18 protein-coding genes are annotated in these 17,175 nt (G+C 61.6%); 3 read left to right on the forward strand and 15 right to left on the reverse strand.

The genetic code is table 11. The features are described 5' to 3' along the window. Positions 1-6: 6 nt before the first annotated feature. Both GH983_RS05695 and GH983_RS05700 read right to left on the reverse strand, forming a co-directional pair. Positions 7-429, reverse strand: coding sequence for a TIGR02301 family protein (locus GH983_RS05695; RefSeq protein WP_153761888.1), 423 nt, complete (start codon positions 427-429; stop codon positions 7-9). Then, a complete protein-coding gene (locus tag GH983_RS05700) occupies positions 426-851 on the reverse strand; it encodes an NUDIX hydrolase (RefSeq protein WP_054150475.1) in 426 nt (141 codons plus the stop codon). The genes GH983_RS05695 and GH983_RS05700 overlap by 4 nt, the downstream gene beginning before the upstream one ends. A 134-nt stretch (positions 852-985) precedes the next feature. Between GH983_RS05700 and GH983_RS05705 the strand changes: the two genes are divergently transcribed. Further along, complete coding sequence (locus GH983_RS05705; protein ID WP_153761889.1) at positions 986-1,750, forward strand: SOS response-associated peptidase; 765 nt, start codon at positions 986-988, stop codon at positions 1,748-1,750. Between the two features lie 61 nt (positions 1,751-1,811). On the opposite strand, the gene GH983_RS24075 is transcribed toward GH983_RS05705, so the two are convergent. The 3 genes from GH983_RS24075 to GH983_RS05715 form a co-directional block, all read right to left on the reverse strand. After that, positions 1,812-1,949 (reverse strand): hypothetical protein, encoded by a 138-nt coding sequence (locus tag GH983_RS24075; RefSeq protein WP_171901533.1) that lies wholly within the window; start codon positions 1,947-1,949, stop codon positions 1,812-1,814. A gap of 194 nt (positions 1,950-2,143) precedes the next feature. Next, complete coding sequence (pssA, locus tag GH983_RS05710; protein ID WP_054150477.1) at positions 2,144-3,004, reverse strand: CDP-diacylglycerol--serine O-phosphatidyltransferase; 861 nt, start codon at positions 3,002-3,004, stop codon at positions 2,144-2,146. A gap of 10 nt (positions 3,005-3,014) precedes the next feature. Further along, entirely contained in the window at positions 3,015-3,713 is a 699-nt protein-coding gene (locus GH983_RS05715) for a phosphatidylserine decarboxylase (protein WP_153761890.1), read from the reverse strand. 248 nt (positions 3,714-3,961) lie between these two features. Between GH983_RS05715 and GH983_RS05720 the strand changes: the two genes are divergently transcribed. Beyond that, positions 3,962-5,245: a GGDEF domain-containing protein gene (locus tag GH983_RS05720; RefSeq protein ID WP_153761891.1), complete on the forward strand. Its 1,284-nt coding sequence runs from the start codon at positions 3,962-3,964 to the stop codon at positions 5,243-5,245. A 26-nt stretch (positions 5,246-5,271) separates the two neighbouring features. On the opposite strand, the gene GH983_RS05725 is transcribed toward GH983_RS05720, so the two are convergent. After that, positions 5,272-7,161, reverse strand: coding sequence for an ABC transporter ATP-binding protein/permease (locus tag GH983_RS05725; RefSeq protein WP_054150480.1), 1,890 nt, complete (start codon positions 7,159-7,161; stop codon positions 5,272-5,274). 114 nt (positions 7,162-7,275) lie between these two features. Beyond that, entirely contained in the window at positions 7,276-9,378 is a 2,103-nt protein-coding gene (locus tag GH983_RS05730; protein ID WP_153761892.1) for an Ig-like domain-containing protein, read from the reverse strand. A gap of 157 nt (positions 9,379-9,535) precedes the next feature. On the opposite strand from GH983_RS05730, the gene GH983_RS05735 reads away from it, so the two are divergent. Continuing rightward, positions 9,536-10,156, forward strand: coding sequence for a TIGR00730 family Rossman fold protein (locus GH983_RS05735; RefSeq protein ID WP_069043848.1), 621 nt, complete (start codon positions 9,536-9,538; stop codon positions 10,154-10,156). 13 nt (positions 10,157-10,169) lie between these two features. Here the strand turns inward: GH983_RS05735 and rarD are convergent, their stop codons facing one another. The 8 genes from rarD to cysS form a co-directional block, all read right to left on the reverse strand. Then, positions 10,170-11,066, reverse strand: a complete 897-nt coding sequence (rarD, locus tag GH983_RS05740) for an EamA family transporter RarD (RefSeq protein ID WP_054150482.1) — start codon at positions 11,064-11,066, stop codon at positions 10,170-10,172. Positions 11,067-11,183: 117 nt separating this feature from the next. Further along, positions 11,184-12,800, reverse strand: coding sequence for a citramalate synthase (gene cimA, locus GH983_RS05745; RefSeq protein ID WP_153761893.1), 1,617 nt, complete (start codon positions 12,798-12,800; stop codon positions 11,184-11,186). 81 nt (positions 12,801-12,881) lie between these two features. Beyond that, complete coding sequence (gene pip, locus GH983_RS05750; protein ID WP_153761894.1) at positions 12,882-13,841, reverse strand: prolyl aminopeptidase; 960 nt, start codon at positions 13,839-13,841, stop codon at positions 12,882-12,884. Position 13,842: 1 nt separating this feature from the next. Continuing rightward, a complete protein-coding gene (locus GH983_RS05755; RefSeq protein WP_153761895.1) occupies positions 13,843-14,331 on the reverse strand; it encodes a GFA family protein in 489 nt (162 codons plus the stop codon). Continuing rightward, complete coding sequence (locus GH983_RS05760; protein ID WP_153761896.1) at positions 14,328-14,795, reverse strand: GFA family protein; 468 nt, start codon at positions 14,793-14,795, stop codon at positions 14,328-14,330. Before GH983_RS05760 ends, GH983_RS05755 begins: the two co-directional genes overlap by 4 nt. A 126-nt stretch (positions 14,796-14,921) precedes the next feature. Next, a complete protein-coding gene (locus GH983_RS05765; protein WP_153763569.1) occupies positions 14,922-15,320 on the reverse strand; it encodes a type II toxin-antitoxin system VapC family toxin in 399 nt (132 codons plus the stop codon). Between the two features lie 14 nt (positions 15,321-15,334). Beyond that, positions 15,335-15,577 (reverse strand): antitoxin, encoded by a 243-nt coding sequence (locus GH983_RS05770; RefSeq protein ID WP_054150488.1) that lies wholly within the window; start codon positions 15,575-15,577, stop codon positions 15,335-15,337. Positions 15,578-15,633: 56 nt separating this feature from the next. Then, entirely contained in the window at positions 15,634-17,118 is a 1,485-nt protein-coding gene (cysS, locus tag GH983_RS05775) for a cysteine--tRNA ligase (RefSeq protein WP_153761897.1), read from the reverse strand. Positions 17,119-17,175: the final 57 nt, after the last annotated feature.

Raw genomic sequence — 17,175 nt, forward strand, 5'->3', positions numbered from 1 at the left:
TAATCGTTAATTTCCGAAACGTGCGGTAATTTCTGTGGCAAGTGTTGCGCCTTCGATACGGTAATTCTGCTCTGCACGAACTGCGGCCGGCGTGCAAGAGGTATAGACGGAGGCGAAAGAACGGTAGCCTCGGTTGTAGGCAGCCGTCATCCGTGCCCGGCGCTTCGGCTCGGCGCGCGTTTCGGCGTCCAGCAGGCCCTGCAACGACTGACGCCATTCCGGTTCCCCATCCGCCTTGCAGAGATTGCGCAGGTAGTGAACGGCTCCGATGATCTCCGAAAGCCGCGCGAGACGGTCATCGTAGGGCGTCGGCTTCTCGGTGTCTGCCACGGGCGGAACGATAGCCTCAGTGCTGCCCTGCGCAGCCACCCGGCCGGCGATTGCCAGAAGAACCGCTGTGAGGAGGAGGGACTTCGTGATCTTGCTCATGCTGCACCCTCGCGCGGGGTCGCTGACGACAGGCGCAGGATGCAGTCGCGCACGCTCTCGGGGATGGGAAGCTCAAGCACTTCCTCCGGAAGAAACCAGCCTGCCTCTAGCGCGTCGCTTCTAGCTTCCGCTTCGCCCGTCGCATCGGCCTCCACCTGGAACACAGAAAGCAGGAAATGGCTGCCCGCGACGCCGGCCTCCGGCAGAAGCTCGACCGTCTCGAATAGACGCGGATTACGCCCGACGATCCCGGTTTCCTCGAACAGCTCCCTGAGTGCCGTTTCCTCCGGCATCTCGCCCGGCTCGGCGCGCCCCCCCGGAAAGGCAAAGAGATCCGCCGCCGGCGGATTGCCGCGCCGGACAAGGAGATAACGCCCGGCCCGCTCGACGATGGCGGAAGAGGCGAGGCGAGGCATGCTCATGAACTGGAAACTCCGGTCGGAAGATCGCACCGCGGCGACGAAGCAGTATGCCACGATTATCGCGGGCTTTGCCGCCCCCTGCAAGCATCGCGTCACGCCTTGACCCTGGCGGGTGGGACTGCCATCTACGTCACATGTGCGGACGTTTTGCCCTGACTGCGAGCCCGGAAGAAGTGGCGGAGATCCTCGGCGTGATGGAGCTCGAGGGCTTCCCGCCGCGCTACAATATCGCGCCGACGCAGCCGATCCTCGTGGCGGTGGCGTCCCCGCCTGCGGAGCCCGGTTCGAACCGGCCGGATCGCATGGCTGTGCTGGTGCGCTGGGGCCTCATCCCGTCCTGGGTCAAGGACCCCAAGGAATTCACGCTGCTGATCAATGCCCGTTCCGAAACGGCAAACGAGAAGGCGTCGTTTCGCGCGGCGATGCGGCACCGGCGTATTCTGGTTCCAGCCTCCGGCTTCTACGAATGGCACCGGCCGCCAAAGGAGAGCGGCGAAAAGCTGCAGGCCTACTGGATCCGCCCGAGGAACGGCGGGATCGTCTGCTTCGGCGGGCTGATGGAAACCTATATGTCGAAGGACGGCTCCGAGCTCGATACGGGCTGTATCCTGACGGTCGGGGCAAACAGGGCCATCGGCGAGATCCATGATCGCATGCCTGTGGTGATCCAGCCGCAGGATTTCAGCCGCTGGCTCGATTGCCGCCATGGTGAGCCGCGCGATGTGGCAGATCTTCTGCAGCCCGCAGCGGAGGACTATTTCGAGGCGATCCCGGTGTCCGACCTCGTCAACAAGGTCGCCAATGTGGGTCCGGAACTCCAGACCCCAGTTGCGCTCCAGCCGAAAAAACAAAAGCCCATCGCGGACAAGTCCGGCGACGGGCAGATGAGCCTGTTCTAGGCAATTTCCGGGACGGGAAGCGAGCTTCCCATGCACAGAATTGCGGTCTTCCTGAAAGCCTTCAGGCGATCTTCGGTGCCACCTTGGGCTTCAGCATGAGAGCTGCAGCGAGAACGGCCTTGAGGCCGACTGGGCGGTACTTCGCGGCGAGATTCTCGTTTGCCGGCTTCTGCTGCTCGGCTTGATTCTCAGTCGTCATCATCATGTTCCTTGGAGTGTTTCCTGACCGGTGTTTTTTGTTTGCGGCTCTCTCTGCGGAGATCATGACAAAAGCGTGGCCGTTGCTGTGACACAAATCAAATTTGAAGAAAAAGAGTAGATATGGAGAGCCCCGCGCAAGCTTTTCGGCTTGGCGGGGCTCAAAAATACTTCAAGCTTGAACGAAAATGCCGGTCAGACGCCCCGATCGATCTCCGAAAGCCCCTTTTCCGCTGATTCTTCGCCAATGGTCAGCGTGCCGTAGCGACGGTGCCAGTTTCGGGCGCCGAACGGCAGCGAGCAGAGATAGAGAAGAACGCTGACAACCAGCACTTCCCAGGTGAAGCTCATCAGAAGCGCCACATAGAGCACGACGCCGAGAATCATCGGCAGAACCAAATCGCGGCGGATGTGGCTCGTCTCGGACTTGCCCGACCAGACCGGCAGGCGGCTGACGAGGAGATAGCCGATGACGACGGTATAGGCAGTGCTGGCATAGGCGAAGATGCCGACCGGTGCCACGCCGAGAAAGCCGAGATAGACCGGGAGCAGCACGAGGGCAGCACCCGCAGGTGCCGGCACGCCGACAAAGAACTCCGACTGCCAGGGTGCCTTGGTCTCGCGCTCGTCCATAACGTTGAAGCGCGCGAGCCGAAGCCCGGCGGCGATCGCGTAGATCAGAGCGGCGATCCAGCCGAGCGAACGGGCCTGGTCGAGCACGAAGACATAGAGAACGAGAGCAGGCGCCACGCCGAAATTGATGATGTCGGCGAGCGAATCCATCTGCGCGCCGAACTTCGACGTCGCCTTCATCATCCGCGCGACGCGGCCGTCGATGCCGTCGAGAAAGGCGGCGGCCAGCACCATGGCGACCGCCAATTCATAGCGGTTTTCGAAGGCCAGCCGGATCCCGGTCAAGCCCGCGCAGATCGCGAGCACAGTGATCAGATTGGGAATGATCAGCCGGAGAGGAATTTCGCGGAGCCTCGGGCCGCGCGCACCCGTATCAGTCTGGGTGCTGCTGCGTAATTCGGTCGAGGGGGTCTGATCGTCCATCAATATCTCCTCAGCTGCGACGGCTGATGACCGGGCCCTTGGTCGAGCCGAACTCGGCAATCACGGTCTCGCCAGCAATCGCGGTCTGGCCAAGCGAAACACGCGGCTCGGCACCCGCCGGCAGGAAGACATCGAGTCGCGAGCCGAAGCGGATCAGGCCGAAGCGCTCACCGGCATCCAGCGGCTCGTTCATGTTCGTCCAGCAGATGATCCGGCGGGCAACGAGGCCGGCGATCTGAACGACGCCGATGGCACCATGCTTGCTGTCGATGACGAGGCCGTTGCGCTCGTTGTCGGTGCTTGCCTTGTCCAGTTCGGCATTCAGGAACTGGCCTTCCTTATAGGCGATCGTCGTCACCCGGCCGCGCACCGGTGCCCGGTTCACATGGCAGTTGAAGACATTCATGAACACCGTGATGCGCAGCATCGGCTCGGTGCCGAGATTGAGTTCCTGCGGCGGAACGACCATCTGTACCGAGGAAACGCGGCCGTCGGCCGGGCTGATGACCAGATCGTCGTCCTGCGGTGTGACGCGCTCGGGATCGCGGAAGAAGTAGGCGCACCAGAGGGTGAGGATCAGGCCGATCCAGAAAAGCGGATCCCAGAGCCAGCCGAGCACCAGCGATGCAACGAAGAAGGCGGCAACGAAAGGATAGCCTTCCTTGTGCACGGGCACGATCGTCTTGCGGATGGTTTCGAACAGATCCATGGGGTCCTCGGTCTTTGAATTGTGTCGCCCGTGACTACTCTGAAAGCCGCAGATGGGCAATGCCGCCGGTCAAATCAAGGCGCGCTAAAGCACATGTGACAATCCACACCTGGCCCAAAAAAAAGCTCAATTGCTCATGAGCCTGGCGAGAGTTTGTAAATAACTGCACCCTAAAAAAGGGGTGTTGGATTTAAGCAGGATCCGGAATGCGGTGCCGTTTTCGGAGCCGTCCGGGCAAGGGATGACCGTTGCAGCTCGCCAGGCAAATTGAACCGGATTCGGACACGGTAACGCTCGCCACGATATCCTGGCATTCCTCTCGCGGACTGCCGCCGCCAGCTTTGATCGCGTCGCTGTCGCCGTCTGGCATCGCGGCTCCGGAGGCACTGCGTGCCTCGTCGCTTTGCTTCCTTGATTGCGCTGACAAGAGCTTGATCGCCCAGGTTGTTCGGCTCCGTGAGATCTGCGGCGATCGCCTTTACCTGGTCGCGGTAACCGGATCGGCGACATCAGAGTTTCAGGCGGAACTCTTCGACGCGGGGGTGGACGACCTTCTCATGGAGGAGGGCACCCCACAGCTGCTGCGCTGCCTCTTGCGCGCCAAGCGTCACCTCACCCTGCTGCAGACGCATGAAAAGACGCTCGCCGCGCTGCAGGACAAGCTCGATGCCTGGCAGGACGGCTTGGACCATCTGCCGACGCCGATATACCTGAAAGACGTCGGCGGCCGGTATCTTGGCTGCAACACGGCGTTCAGCCATTTCGTCGGCACGGAACGCGACCGCGTCATTGGTCACACACTCGCCGATTTTCTCCCGCCGGATGTTGCCGAAGCACATCGGGAATCGGATCTCGAAGTGATGCGGAGGGGCGGCGCCATCAGGCTCGAGACAGATGTCTGCGTTCCCGACACGGGCGTACGTCACATCATGCTGCATAAGGCCTGTGTCGCCTCTCCCGAAGGCGGCCTGCGCGGCATTGCAGGTGTGCTGATCGACATTACAGAACGCAAGGAACTTGAGGCACGCCTGACCGCAGCTGCCGAACGCGATCCGCTGACCAATGCCTACAACCGCCGCAAGTTCTTCCAGGTAGCGGGTTCCGCAATCGAGACGGCGAATGAAGGTGAGCGGAGCTTCGCCGTGGCCGTCATCGACATCGACCACTTCAAGTCGATCAACGACGAGCTGGGGCATGGCGAGGGAGACGTAACCCTCTGTTCGATTGTCGACACCCTGCGGGCCCATGAGGAGGAGGGGGTTCTGATTGCACGTGCCGGAGGGGAAGAGTTCTTTGCCTTCTTCACTGGCGACAATGCGTCTCAGGCCGCTGCCATCCTCGAGCGGATGCGGGCCGATATCGCTCGCTACTGCGCGGTAGTGACCGGCATAGGCACGGTCGGCACCATCAGCATCGGCCTTGCCGATTTTGATCCGCTGCAGGAGACGATCGACCACGCGCTGCGGCGGGCCGATCTCGCCCTGTATCGGGCCAAGCGCGACGGGCGCAATCGGCTATGCCGGGCGGACTGATCGTCCTCTGTCGCTGACCAGCGGCGTCAGACGGCTGGCGGGCGCCGGACAACGACGCCGAGTTCGTCGCTTTCGCGCACCTGCCGAAGCATTTCCTCTGCCTGCGTCGCCTCCCGCTGACGGTTCCACATCGAGGCATAGAGGCCGTCCTGGGCCAGAAGCTCGCTATGGCTTCCGCGTTCGGCAATTTCGCCGCCCTTCAGAACGATGATCTCGTCTGCGGCAACGACGGTCGAGAGACGGTGAGCGATGACAAGCGTCGTGCGGTTCTTCGAAACGATGTCGAGGGCAGACTGGATCTCGTGCTCTGTGGTCGTATCGAGCGCAGAGGTCGCCTCGTCGAGGATCAGGATCGGCGGCGCCTTGAGAACCGTGCGGGCAATCGCCACACGCTGCTTTTCGCCGCCTGACAGCTTAAGCCCGCGTTCACCGACCTTGGTGTCGAAGCCATCGGGCAGGTCCTTGATGAAGTTCGAGATCTGCGCGATTTCTGCCGCCTGGACGATGTCATCTTCCGCAGCACCGGGGCGGCCATAGCGGATGTTGTAGGCGATGGTATCGTTGAACAGTACGGTATCCTGCGGCACCATGCCGATGGCCGCGCGCAGCGATTTCTGCGTGATGTCCCTCACGTCCTGTCCATCTATGGTGATGGAGCCCTGCTGCACATCGTAGAAGCGATAGAGCAGGCGGGAAATGGTGGACTTGCCGGCACCCGACGGCCCGACCACGGCCACCGTCTTGCCGGCCGGGACCTCGAAGGAGACGCCTTTGAGGATCGGTCGCTCAGGGTCATAGTGGAAATGCACATCTTTGAAGGCGATGGCGCCCTGCGCAATGACGAGCGGCTTGGCGGCGGGGCTGTCCACCACTTCGGCTTCGACTTGGAGGAGATCGAACATCTGCTCGATATCGGTCAGACCCTGGCGGATTTCGCGGTAGACGAAGCCGATGAAGTTGAGCGGGATCGACAGCTGCATCAGCATGGCGTTGACGAAGACGAAGTCGCCGATCGTCTGTTCGCCGCGCTGCACGGCAAGCGCCGACATCACCATGATGATCGCGGTGCCCACGCCAAAGATCAGGCCCTGGCCGAAGTTCAGCCAGCCGAGCGAGGTCCAGACCTGGGTCGCGGACTTCTCGTACTTCGCCATCGAGGCATCGAAGCGCTTGGCCTCCATCTCCTCGTTGCCGAAATATTTTACCGTCTCGAAGTTGAGAAGCGAGTCGATCGCCTTGGTGTTGGCATCCGTGTCGCTGTCGTTCATCGCGCGGCGAATGCCGATGCGCCAGTCGGAGGCGCGGATGGTGAACCAGATATAGGCCCAGACGGTGAAGGCGGTGACGCCGAGATAGGAGAAGCCGTAGGTCCACCAGAAGATTGCGGCCGTCAGGATGAACTCGATCAACGTCGGGATCGAATTGAGAATGGTGAAGCGGACGATCGTCTCGATGCCCTTCGTGCCGCGCTCGATGATGCGCGAAAGCCCGCCGGTCTTGCGCTCCAGGTGGAAGCGCAGCGACAGCTGATGCATATGCACGAAAGTCTTGTAGGCGAGCTGGCGCACCGCATGCTGGCCGACGCTGGCAAACAGCGCGTCGCGAAGCTGGTTGAGGCCGACCTGCAGGATACGGGTAAGATTGTAGAAGATGACGAGCGCGACTGCCCCGAGAAGGAAAGTCGGCAGCAGGCCTGCCATGTCCAGCCGGCCGTCGAGAGCATCGGTCGCCCATTTGAAGAAATAGGGGACGAGGATCAGCACGAATTTCGAGATGATCAGGAAGACGGTTGCCCACACGACCCGCATCTTGAGGTCGAAGCGGTCCGCCGGCCACATATAGGGCCAGAGGTTGACGAGGGTCTGCATAGGGTTGCCGTCGTCGGCCGATACCGTCTTCTTCTTCGCCTCTGCCATCCCCGACCCTCTCGCTTGTATCAAGATCAAAAAGCGGCGACCCCTCGGAGGAGTCGCCGCTATCACTCAATTAGGTTCCAGTTCGCGCGAATACAATAACGGAACTGTGAAAGCTCAGTTCACCGCCTCGCCGCGCAGACGTTTGCGGTGGATTTCTTCCGCATTGGGAAGCGCATCGCGCGGCACCATGAAGATCTGGCCGGGCTCGATCAGGTCCGGATTGTTGATCTGGTTCTCGTTGGCGAGATAGATGGTGGTGTAGCGGACACCCTGACCGTAGACCCGTCGCGAAATCTGCCAGAGCGTGTCGCCGCGGCGGATGATGACGCTGCTGTCGCTCTGTTCGAGCGGCGCCTGCTGGATGGTTTTCGGCTCGCCGGAGGCCGCCGCCGTTTCCGGGGCAGGCGAGCTTGATGCAACACCGGCCTCCGGCTGTGCGGCCGGTGCTTGTGCAGCAGGAGCAGGTGCCGGATCGTTGAGGAGATCACGGATCAGCGCGACGAGCTGCGGCAGGGCGGCGCCCAATGCGTCCACATTGCCGTTTGGAATCGGCTGCAAGAGCGCGAGCGCCTCTCGTGCCTTGGCGGCGTGGCTGCTAAAGGCGGCTGCAAGTTCAGGACCAACATTCGGAGACGGACGGAAGCCGATGATCGACTGCAATCCGATTTCCGTTGCAGACCGCGCCGCTGCCGCCTGCTCCAGCGCCGGCTTCTGACCGTTGGCGAACAGGTTTTCCAGGATCGTCACAGCCTTGGTCAACGAGATCCTGAGACGCTCGAATTCCGCCTGTTCGGGGCTTGTCGGCGAAGACTCCGCGCCCGCTCCCGTCTGGGCAACGACGGAGACCTGCTCGCCGGCGGGACGCTCGAACGGCACCGAGGCGCGTACGACAACCTTGCCGGCGGTATCCAGCAGTTCAACCTCGATGATGTGGTTGCCGACGTCGAGTTTCATTTCGCCTTCAATGACGAAATTACCATTCCCATCACTCACAGCCTCACCGATGGCGGCCTTGTTTGCAAAGCCGCGAACCGTGGCGCCGGCCCGAGCCTTTCCGGCGACGAAAATTCGATCTCCTTCGATCTCCACCGCTGTGACTTGAACCTCGGTTGCGCCGGGAAGGGCGGCGGGTTCTTCGGCCACCGGTTCCGATGCGGATGCTGCAGCCGTGTCGGTCGTGCCGGGCATGGCAGGTGCCGAGCCGGCAAGCTCGGTCGCCGCAGCAGGAAGGTCGGGCAGGGTGACGCCACCAGCCTGTGTGGCAGGTGCTGCAGCCGGCGTGGCGGTATCAGTTGCTGCGGCCGGCTGGCTTGCCAATGCCGCAGCATTTTCGGAACCGGGAAGCGTGATCAACCGGCTCGCCTCGCCAGGCTTCGAGACCATGGCCAGGAGCTCGCCCTTGCCACCTTCGGGTACGGAAATCGTCGCAACCTCTTCCGAGGTGACGACCTTGCCGTCGGGAGCGGTGGCGCGGATCTGCAGCGCGTGGTCGCCGGGCGGCAGCGGCTGATCAAGCACGGCGGCGAAATCGCCGGTGCCGTCGACCGTCTGCGAGGAAATGACTTGGTCGCCATTGAGGATCTCGACGGTGGCGCCGGGCACGGCATTGCCAGCAATGACCGTGGAGCCATCTGGCTCTACGCGAAGGACGTCGAAGCGCGGTGCGACGGCCGCCAGCGTCTCGGCGACCGGAGCGGGGGTGGTGATCGGCTTGCCGAGCAGCGCATCCTTGATCGAGGCGACGAGGCCGGCGGCCTTTGCCGGATCAGCCGGCAGCTGCTGAAGCATCTCCAGAGCCCGCGCAGCATCGGCCTGTACCGTCTTGATCACATCCATGATCGTCGCATCGAGGCCTTCTGGGATCTCGATCGAAGAGAGAGCCTGCAGGGCACCCTGAGCCAGTGTCTTGGCGGCGGTATAGGCTTCGATGCCCGGCGTGCGGCCATCGGCAAACAGCGCCGAGATGCCATCGACGGCCTTTTCCGCCTCGGCCTTCAGGCGATCCATCTTCTGGCTCGCGGTCGCAGCGGCATCGGCGACTGCAGTCTCGGCGGTGGCCTTAGCCTCATCCGCTGCCGATTTCACGGCATCAGCGGCAGCATTCACGGTCGGCAGATCCCCCACCGGTGAGTTGAGCCGTGGCATGATGACGAAGACCATCAGCAGGCTGACGATGGCAAGGACGATCAGGACCACCCAGAGGGCACGGTTCTTCATTTCTCAAGTCTCCCGGCGGAACAGCCGCCATTCCCTTGGAATTGCTAGCGTCAACCTGATGAATCGACAAGCGGCGATGGATCAATCCACCCGGCTGGACAAGGGTTTTCAGCCAATTTTGTTGACCTTGGTCAGCGCAGACTGTTTTTTGCTTCGCATGAGCGAACAGAAAACCCCGATTCGATCCGTCTGCGTCTATTGTGGCTCCCAGCCCGGACGCGATCCCGACTTCATGGAGGCCGGCCGAAACTTCGGCCGCGCGCTGGCCGAAAACAACCTCCGCCTCGTCTATGGCGGCGGCACCAAGGGCATCATGGGAGCGGTCGCCTCCGGCGTGCTCTCGGCCGGCGGTCATGTCACCGGCATCATACCCGAATTTCTCGTCGACATGGAAGCGACGCGGCATTCGCTTGGCCAGCTGAACGAATTGATCATCACCAAGGATATGCATGAGCGCAAGCATGCCATGTTCGAACGCTCGGATGCCTTCGTCACGCTGCCGGGTGGCATTGGCACGCTGGAGGAGATCGTCGAGATCATGACCTGGGGCCAGCTTGGCCGTCACGCCAAGCCGATGGTCTTTGCCAATGTGAATGATTTCTGGAAGCCGATGCTCGAACTGATCGACCACATGTCGGCGTCGGGCTTCATCCACACGGCCCATCTCGTGCGGCCGCTGGTCATCGACCGGATTGAGGATATCGTGCCGGCGATCGAAACGCGCTGGGCCGAGACCGAGGCGCCTGAAGGCGACCCGGAAACGATTTCCAAGCTCTGAACTCGAGTGCCAATCAGCGCTGCCGAAGCATCGGCAGCGTATAGATCACGAGAGCTGCCCAGATCAGCGGGAAGGCTACGGCCTTGGCGGCGCTGAAGGGTTCGTTGAAGACGAAGACGGCGGTGATGAAGATCATCGATGGCGCGATATACTGCATGATTCCGATGGTCGAGAGGCGCAACAGCTTGGCGCCGTTGGCATAAAGGATCAGCGGCACTGCCGTCACCAGCCCCGCCGAGGCGAGCAGGACCGTATCGGTCGTGTTGCCCATCAGGAAATGTCCGCCGCCCTCAAGGTTGAGATAGACGAGATAGCCGAGCGCGATCGGCGACAGCAGCAGCACTTCCAGCAGGAAGCCCTGGTTCGGCCCGATCGGCAGCGTCTTGCGGAAGAAGGCATAGAAGCCCCAGGAGAATGTGAGCGCCAGCGCGACGATCGGCAGCCGGCCCGCTTCGACAGTCAGGATCACCACGGCGAGCACGACGAGTGCCAAGGCCGCAATCTGCGTGCGCTTCAGCTTTTCCTTCAAGATTACCGCGCCCATCAGGATTGAGAAAAGCGGGTTGATGAAATAGCCGAGCGCGGTGTCCAGTGCATGGCCGGCCCCGATCGCCCAGACATAGATGCCCCAGTTGACGCTGATCAGCGTCGCCGTCACGGCGGCCATGCCGAGCATGCGCGGATTGCGCATCGCCTTCTTCAGCTCGTCGGTGCGCTTAAGGATGATCAGGAGGAGGCCGGCGACCGGGATCGACCAGAGGATGCGATGCGCGATCACCTCTGCCGGCGAGATATGCGCGAGCGCCTTCATGTAAAGCGGCAGGAAGCCCCACAGCAGATAGGCCGAGAGCGCAAAGAGAAAGCCGTTCAGGCTGTCCCGGTTCTCGGCAGGAGCGGAGACGTCGGCCATGGTGTTTCCTGACTTTTGTTGTGCTTGGAAACGGGATTACGCCTGCAAGGTTGCAGGCGCCAATTCATTTCTGTGAAGCATCGTTCAGGCAGACCGATCGTTTGGGCGCGGCCGATCTCACTCCGCCGCGATCTGCCCCGCCAGTTCGCGGTTTTTCATCAGCTTGTAGACAATACTGTCCATCAGCGCCTGAAAGGAGGCGTCTATGATGTTCTCGGACACGCCGACCGTCCACCAGCGCGCGCCGGTGGCGTCGGTGGACTCGATGAGAACGCGCGTGATGGCCTCTGTGCCGCCGTTGAGGATACGGACCTTGTAGTCCGCCAGCTCGAGGTCGAGAATTTCCGCCTGGTACTTGCCGAGATCCTTGCGCAGCGCGATGTCGAGCGCGTTGACCGGACCATCGCCTTCCGCAACCGACATGACCGTCTCGCCATCGACCAGCACCTTCACGACGGCTTCAGACACTGTCTTCAGCTTGCCGTGGCTATCGAAGCGCCGCTCGACCATGACTCGAAAGCTTTCAACCGCGAAGAAATTAGGCACGGTGCCGAGCGTCTTCAGCGCCAGAAGCTCGAAGCTCGCATCGGCCCCCTCATAGGCATAGCCCGAGGCCTCGCGTTCCTTGACGACGGAAATCAGCGTGTCGAGCTTCGGATCGTCCTTGGCAACCGTGATGCCGCGACGCTTCAGCTCGTTGAGGAAGTTCGCCTTGCCGCCCTGATCCGACACCATGACCTTGCGGAAATTGCCGACGCTTTCGGGCTCGACGTGCTCATAGGTCTTCGGGTCCTTGAGCAGCGCCGAGGCATGGATGCCAGCCTTGGTGGCAAAGGCCGAGCCGCCGACATAAGGCGACTGGTGGTTAGGGGAGCGATTGAGCAACTCGTCGAAGGCGCGCGACAGGCGGGTCAGGCCGACGAGCTTTTCCCGGTCGATCGAGGTTTCGAAGCGCGACGCATAGGTCTCCTTGAGACAGAGCGTGGGGATGATCGTGACGAGATCCGCATTGCCGCAACGTTCGCCGATGCCGTTCAGCGTCCCCTGGATCTGCCGCACGCCTGCCTCGACGGCGGCGAGCGAATTTGCAACCGCCTGGCCGGTGTCGTTATGCGCGTGGATGCCGAGCGAAGAACCGGGGATGCCGGAGGCAATCACCGCCGAGACGATCTCGCGGATCTCCGGCGGCTGCGTGCCGCCATTGGTGTCGCAGAGCACGACCCAGCGGGCGCCGGCGTCGTATGCTTCCTTGGCGCAGGCAATAGCATAGTCCGGATTGGCCTTGTAGCCATCGAAGAAATGCTCGCAGTCCACCATGGAAAGCTTGCCCGCTTCGACCACGGCCTTGACGCTGTCACGGATGCTTTCGAGGTTCTCCTCGTTGGTGCAGCCGAGCGCGACCTTCACATGATAGTCCCAGCTCTTGGCGACCAGACAGACGGCATCCGCCTTGGATTGGATAAGCTGGCTGAGGCCCGGATCGTTGGAGGCGGAGATGCCTGCACGCTTGGTCATGCCGAAAGCGACGAAGCCGGCCTTTTGCGTGCGCTTCCTGGAAAAGAAGGTCGTGTCCGTCGGGTTTGCCCCGGGATAACCGCCCTCGATGAAGTCGATGCCGAACTCGTCCAGCATGGCCGCAATCGCGATCTTGTCCTCGACGGAAAAATCAATCCCCGGCGTCTGCTGGCCATCGCGGAGCGTCGTGTCGAACAGAGTGATCTTTTCAAGCGTCATGCTGTTGTCCTCAGGCAACTCGGTGATCTCACTTCCTCTCCCCGCTTGCGGAGAGAGGGTAGGGTGAGGGCAATCTTTACTTCAGTTCTTCCCCGCAAACCGATCCGTTGCGCGGATTAGCTGGTCGAGGATCCCAGGCTCAAGATAGGCATGACCTGCCCCCTCGATCAGGTGGAAATCCGCCTTCGGCCAGGCCTTGTGCAGAGCCCACGCATATTTCGCCGGGCAGGGCATGTCGTAGCGGCCGTGGATGATCACGCCGGGAATGTCCTTCAGCTTGTAGGCATCGCGCAAGAGCTGACCTTCCTCCAGCCAGCCTGCATGGACGAAGAAGTGGTTTTCGATGCGGGCAAAGGCGAGTGCGAAGTCCGCGTCGTAGAAATGGCCGGAATAATCAGGGTTCGGCAGAAGCGTGATCGTCTCGCCTTCCCAGGAGCTCCAGGCCATCGCACAGCGCAATTTCTCCTCGCGGTCGGTACCGGTCAGCCGGCGACGATAGGCCGCCATCATCTCGCGACGCTCATTTTCCGGGATCGGCGCGCAAAAACGCTCCCATTTGTCGGGGAACATCTCGGAGACGCCGAACTGGTAGTACCAGTCGAGCTCGGCCTTGGTCAGCGTGTAGATGCCGCGCAGCACGAGTTCGGAGACGTGCTGCGGATGGGTTTCGGCATAGGCAAGCGCCAGCGTCGAGCCCCAGGAGCCACCGAAGACAAGCCACTTTTCGGCACCGATCATCTGACGCAGCCGCTCGATATCGGCGACGAGATGCCAGGTGGTATTCGCCTCGATCGAGGCATGCGGCGTGGATTTGCCGCAGCCGCGCTGGTCGAACAGGATCACGTCGTAAAGCGCGGGATCGAAGAGGCGCCGATGCGACGGGCTGGTCGCGCCGCCCGGGCCGCCATGCAGGAAGACGGCGGGCTTGGCACCCCTGGTGCCGAAACGCTCCCAATAGATCTGATGCCCGTCGCCGACATCGAGCATGCCGGTCTCGAAAGGTTCGATGTCGGGGTAAAAGCCGCGCAATTCAGTCGTCATGTCATGTCCTCTTCGGTGGCCAGGCCACCGTATCGTGATCGGGATGCTGCCGCGAGGTGGCGGCGATCCCGGCATTGCCGGCCGGAAGATCCGAACGGTCTGTCTGCTTTTCGTGGAGGCCGAAAAGTTTGTCGAACCAGGGCATCCGGCTTTCGACCCCATCCTGCGAAATGGGTTCGGCTAGCTCCGGCTTATCGAGACTGCCGATCGTCACGCTGATATAGGGCGAACCCTTGGTGCGGAAGAAGAGCGGCGTGCCGCAGTCCTTGCAGAAGCCGCGCCCGCAAGGATCAGACGACTGGAACCAGCTCGGTTCGCCCCGCATCAGGAGGAAATCCTCCTGGCGCGAGCCGGCCAGCGCCATGAAAAAGTTGCCGCTCGCCTTCTGGCACATGCGGCAGTGACAGATATGCGGATAGCCGAGCTCGCCCGCGATCTTGTAGCGGATCGCGCCGCACTGGCAGCCACCGGAATGTATCTGACGGGTCATTGATCATCCTCCGGCGGCCACTCAGCCGTGTCATGGTCGGGATGCTGGAAGCTCTCGATCGAGGCGAAAAAGGCCTCCATCTCTGGGCTGGAATATGCGGGCTTTTCGAAGAGATGGTCGATCCAGGGCAGGCGCTTGTGGTGATTGACCTGGATCTGCGGCTCGAAACGCTCCGGATGGTCGAAGGCGCCGATGGCAAGTTCCACACCGTTAGGGTGGTGATAGGAGAGCGGCGTGCCGCATTTGGCGCAGAAGCCGCGCTTCACTTTGGCGGACGAGCGGTAGAGCATCGGCTGCCCGCGCGTCCAGGTCAGATGCGCTTGGTCGGCGGTGACAAAGGCGCCGAAGAAGGAGCCGAATTGTTTCTGGCACATACGGCAATGGCAGATCGACGGGCGCCCAAGCTTCGACGCCTGGAACCGGATCGCACCGCATTGGCAGCCGCCGCTTTCAATTTCACTCATCTCGACGTCCTCATTGCATCGTCACATAAACGGTGACGCCGATGATCACCGCAGCCACCAGAACGCCCTTGGCGATCAGCCCGTAAAGCAGCCATTTCGGCATTTTGGTGTTGGGGTTGGGTTGGGTCATGGGTTCGACCTGACCCAGTTTTCTACCTTGAGGCCTGATACTCGGCCGAATTCTCGGACGTTGGCCGTCACCAGGGTCACGTCCAGAGATCTTGCATGCGCGGCGATGAAGAGATCCGTCGAACCGATCGGCGTTCCATTCCGTTCAAGGTCGAGGCGAATCTCGGCAAAATGGGAAGCTTCCTTGTCTTCGTAGGGCAGGATCGAAACCCGATCGAGAAGGTTTTCGACCAGGAACGTCAGGCGCTCGGAGTTGCGTTTCAGAATGCCGAAACGCAGTTCGGACGCAACGATCGAACTGATCGCCACCTGCGCGTCGCCGACGCTCTCGATCATCGTGGCGGCGGATCCATGCGGGTTGCGGATCACGTCCGAAACAATATTCGTGTCGAGCATGTAGCGAGGCGTATTCACAGCTCGACGTCCCGCGTTGGCGGTTCACGAAGGTCGAAGTCGAAGTCCTCTTCGATTGGCTCCTGGCGGCGCAGCCATTCGATCATGCTTTCCTTCTTTGCCTGGACGGGTTCTAGGGTGATCTTGTCACCCTCCTTGCGCATGATCGCCTCGTCACCGGGGAAGTCGAACTCCACGGGAATGCGAACGGCGCGGTTGCGACCGTTCTTGAAGATCCGGACATGTCTTTCCAGTTCCATTCGCATCTCCTGAGTTGGCATATGCCAAGCATATGCCAACGGTTTCCCCCAAGCAACTACCGCTTGACCTCCCAGGTCGTTACCCGCTCGCCGGTATCCTTGTCCTTGCCGTCCTTGAGCTGAATGCCCTTTTCGCCAAGCTCGTCGCGGATGCGGTCGGCCTCGGCAAAGTTCTTCGCCTTCAGCATTTCGAGCCTGAGGTCGACGAGGGCCTGGACGGCGGCGGAGAGGTCGTCGCTGACTTCTGCCTTCTTCGGCGCAACACTGAGCAAGGCGGCGGAAGCCGCGAACAACGGCAGCTTCGACGGATCCGCATTCGCTGCCTGCGCGAGTGCATGAATCGCCTGAACGGCAGCAACCGTATTCAGGTCGTCCGAAAGGGCCTCAATAACCGATGTATCCGGGGCGGTATCCCCGGCATCACCCGCCGGCCACTTCGCGAGCAGGCGTTCCGCCTCCTCAAGCCGCTTCACCGAAAAATCGATCGGCTCGCGGTAATGCGTCATCAGCATCGCCAGCCGCAGCACCTCGCCCGGCCACTGGCGACCGCCGAATTTCTCCGTCGCCAGCAACTCGTTGATCGTGACGAAATTACCCTCCGACTTCGACATCTTCCGGCCTTCGACCTGCAGGAAGCCGTTATGCATCCACACGGTCGCCATCAGGTCGTTGTCGAAGGCGCAGCAGGACTGGGCGATCTCGTTTTCGTGGTGCGGGAAGATCAGGTCCAGACCACCGCCATGGATGTCGAACTGGTGCGGCTTGGCTTTCGCCTTGGGGGACAGGCGATCCTTGATCTCTTCCCAGAGATAGCGGTCGGACATGGCAGAGCATTCGATATGCCAGCCGGGACGCCCATAGATCGGCGTGGTGATCTTCTCGAAGGTGAAGCTCGCCGGCCAGCCTGGCTCTGTGTCAGCGGACTGCTTCCACAGCACGAAATCGGCCGGATTCATCTTGTGGCTTTCGACCGCGACGCGGGCGCCTGCCTGCTGGTCTTCGAGCTTGCGCTTTGACAGCATGCCGTAATCGGCCATCGACGCGGTCGAAAACAGCACTTCATGGCCTTCCGAACCGCTGGCGACATAGGCGTGGCCCATGTCGAGCAGCCGCTGGATGATCGTGATCATCTGCGGAATGTTGTCGGTGGCGCGTGGCTCGACGGTCGGCTTGAGGCAACCGAGCGAGGCCACGTCCTCGTGGAACTGGCTTTCCGTCTTGCCAGTAACGGCCCGGATCGCCTCATTGAGGCTCATCGAACCATCGGCGATCTGCCCGCCGAAATCGCGCAACGCCCGCGCGTTGATCTTGTCGTCGACGTCGGTGATGTTGCGAACGTAGGTGACCTTGTCCGCGCCATAGGTGTGGCGCAGCAGCCGGTAGAGCACGTCGAAGACGATCACGGGGCGCGCATTGCCGATATGCGCGAAGTCGTAGACGGTCGGCCCGCAGACATACATGCGCACATTGTCGGGGTCGATCGGTTCGAAATCGACCTTCTCGCGTGTGAGCGTGTTGTAAAGCTTGAGGCCGCCGGCCATGTGAAACTCCCAGAATGATTGACCCGGCTGGACCGGGTCGTTTGTCATCTGGGGCTA

This window comes from Agrobacterium sp. MA01, assembly GCF_009650195.1.
Lineage (GTDB): Bacteria > Pseudomonadota > Alphaproteobacteria > Rhizobiales > Rhizobiaceae > Allorhizobium.

Coding starts and splice junctions, on each gene's coding strand:
- GH983_RS05700 (WP_054150475.1), bottom strand. CDS start 851: ATGAGCATGCCTCGCCTCGCCTCTTCCGCCATCGTCGAGCGGGCCGGG.
- GH983_RS05705 (WP_153761889.1), top strand. CDS start 986: ATGTGCGGACGTTTTGCCCTGACTGCGAGCCCGGAAGAAGTGGCGGAG.
- GH983_RS05765 (WP_153763569.1), bottom strand. CDS start 15,320: ATGCTCGACACGAATATTGTTTCGGACGTGATCCGCAACCCGCATGGA.
- GH983_RS24075 (WP_171901533.1), bottom strand. CDS start 1,949: ATGACGACTGAGAATCAAGCCGAGCAGCAGAAGCCGGCAAACGAGAAT.
- GH983_RS05770 (WP_054150488.1), bottom strand. CDS start 15,577: ATGGAACTGGAAAGACATGTCCGGATCTTCAAGAACGGTCGCAACCGC.
- rarD (WP_054150482.1), bottom strand. CDS start 11,066: ATGGCCGACGTCTCCGCTCCTGCCGAGAACCGGGACAGCCTGAACGGC.
- GH983_RS05755 (WP_153761895.1), bottom strand. CDS start 14,331: ATGACCCGTCAGATACATTCCGGTGGCTGCCAGTGCGGCGCGATCCGC.
- cysS (WP_153761897.1), bottom strand. CDS start 17,118: ATGGCCGGCGGCCTCAAGCTTTACAACACGCTCACACGCGAGAAGGTC.
- pip (WP_153761894.1), bottom strand. CDS start 13,841: ATGACGACTGAATTGCGCGGCTTTTACCCCGACATCGAACCTTTCGAG.
- GH983_RS05725 (WP_054150480.1), bottom strand. CDS start 7,161: ATGGCAGAGGCGAAGAAGAAGACGGTATCGGCCGACGACGGCAACCCT.
- GH983_RS05715 (WP_153761890.1), bottom strand. CDS start 3,713: ATGGATCTGTTCGAAACCATCCGCAAGACGATCGTGCCCGTGCACAAG.
- GH983_RS05695 (WP_153761888.1), bottom strand. CDS start 429: ATGAGCAAGATCACGAAGTCCCTCCTCCTCACAGCGGTTCTTCTGGCA.
- GH983_RS05735 (WP_069043848.1), top strand. CDS start 9,536: ATGAGCGAACAGAAAACCCCGATTCGATCCGTCTGCGTCTATTGTGGC.
- cimA (WP_153761893.1), bottom strand. CDS start 12,800: ATGACGCTTGAAAAGATCACTCTGTTCGACACGACGCTCCGCGATGGC.
- pssA (WP_054150477.1), bottom strand. CDS start 3,004: ATGGACGATCAGACCCCCTCGACCGAATTACGCAGCAGCACCCAGACT.
- GH983_RS05760 (WP_153761896.1), bottom strand. CDS start 14,795: ATGAGTGAAATTGAAAGCGGCGGCTGCCAATGCGGTGCGATCCGGTTC.
- GH983_RS05730 (WP_153761892.1), bottom strand. CDS start 9,378: ATGAAGAACCGTGCCCTCTGGGTGGTCCTGATCGTCCTTGCCATCGTC.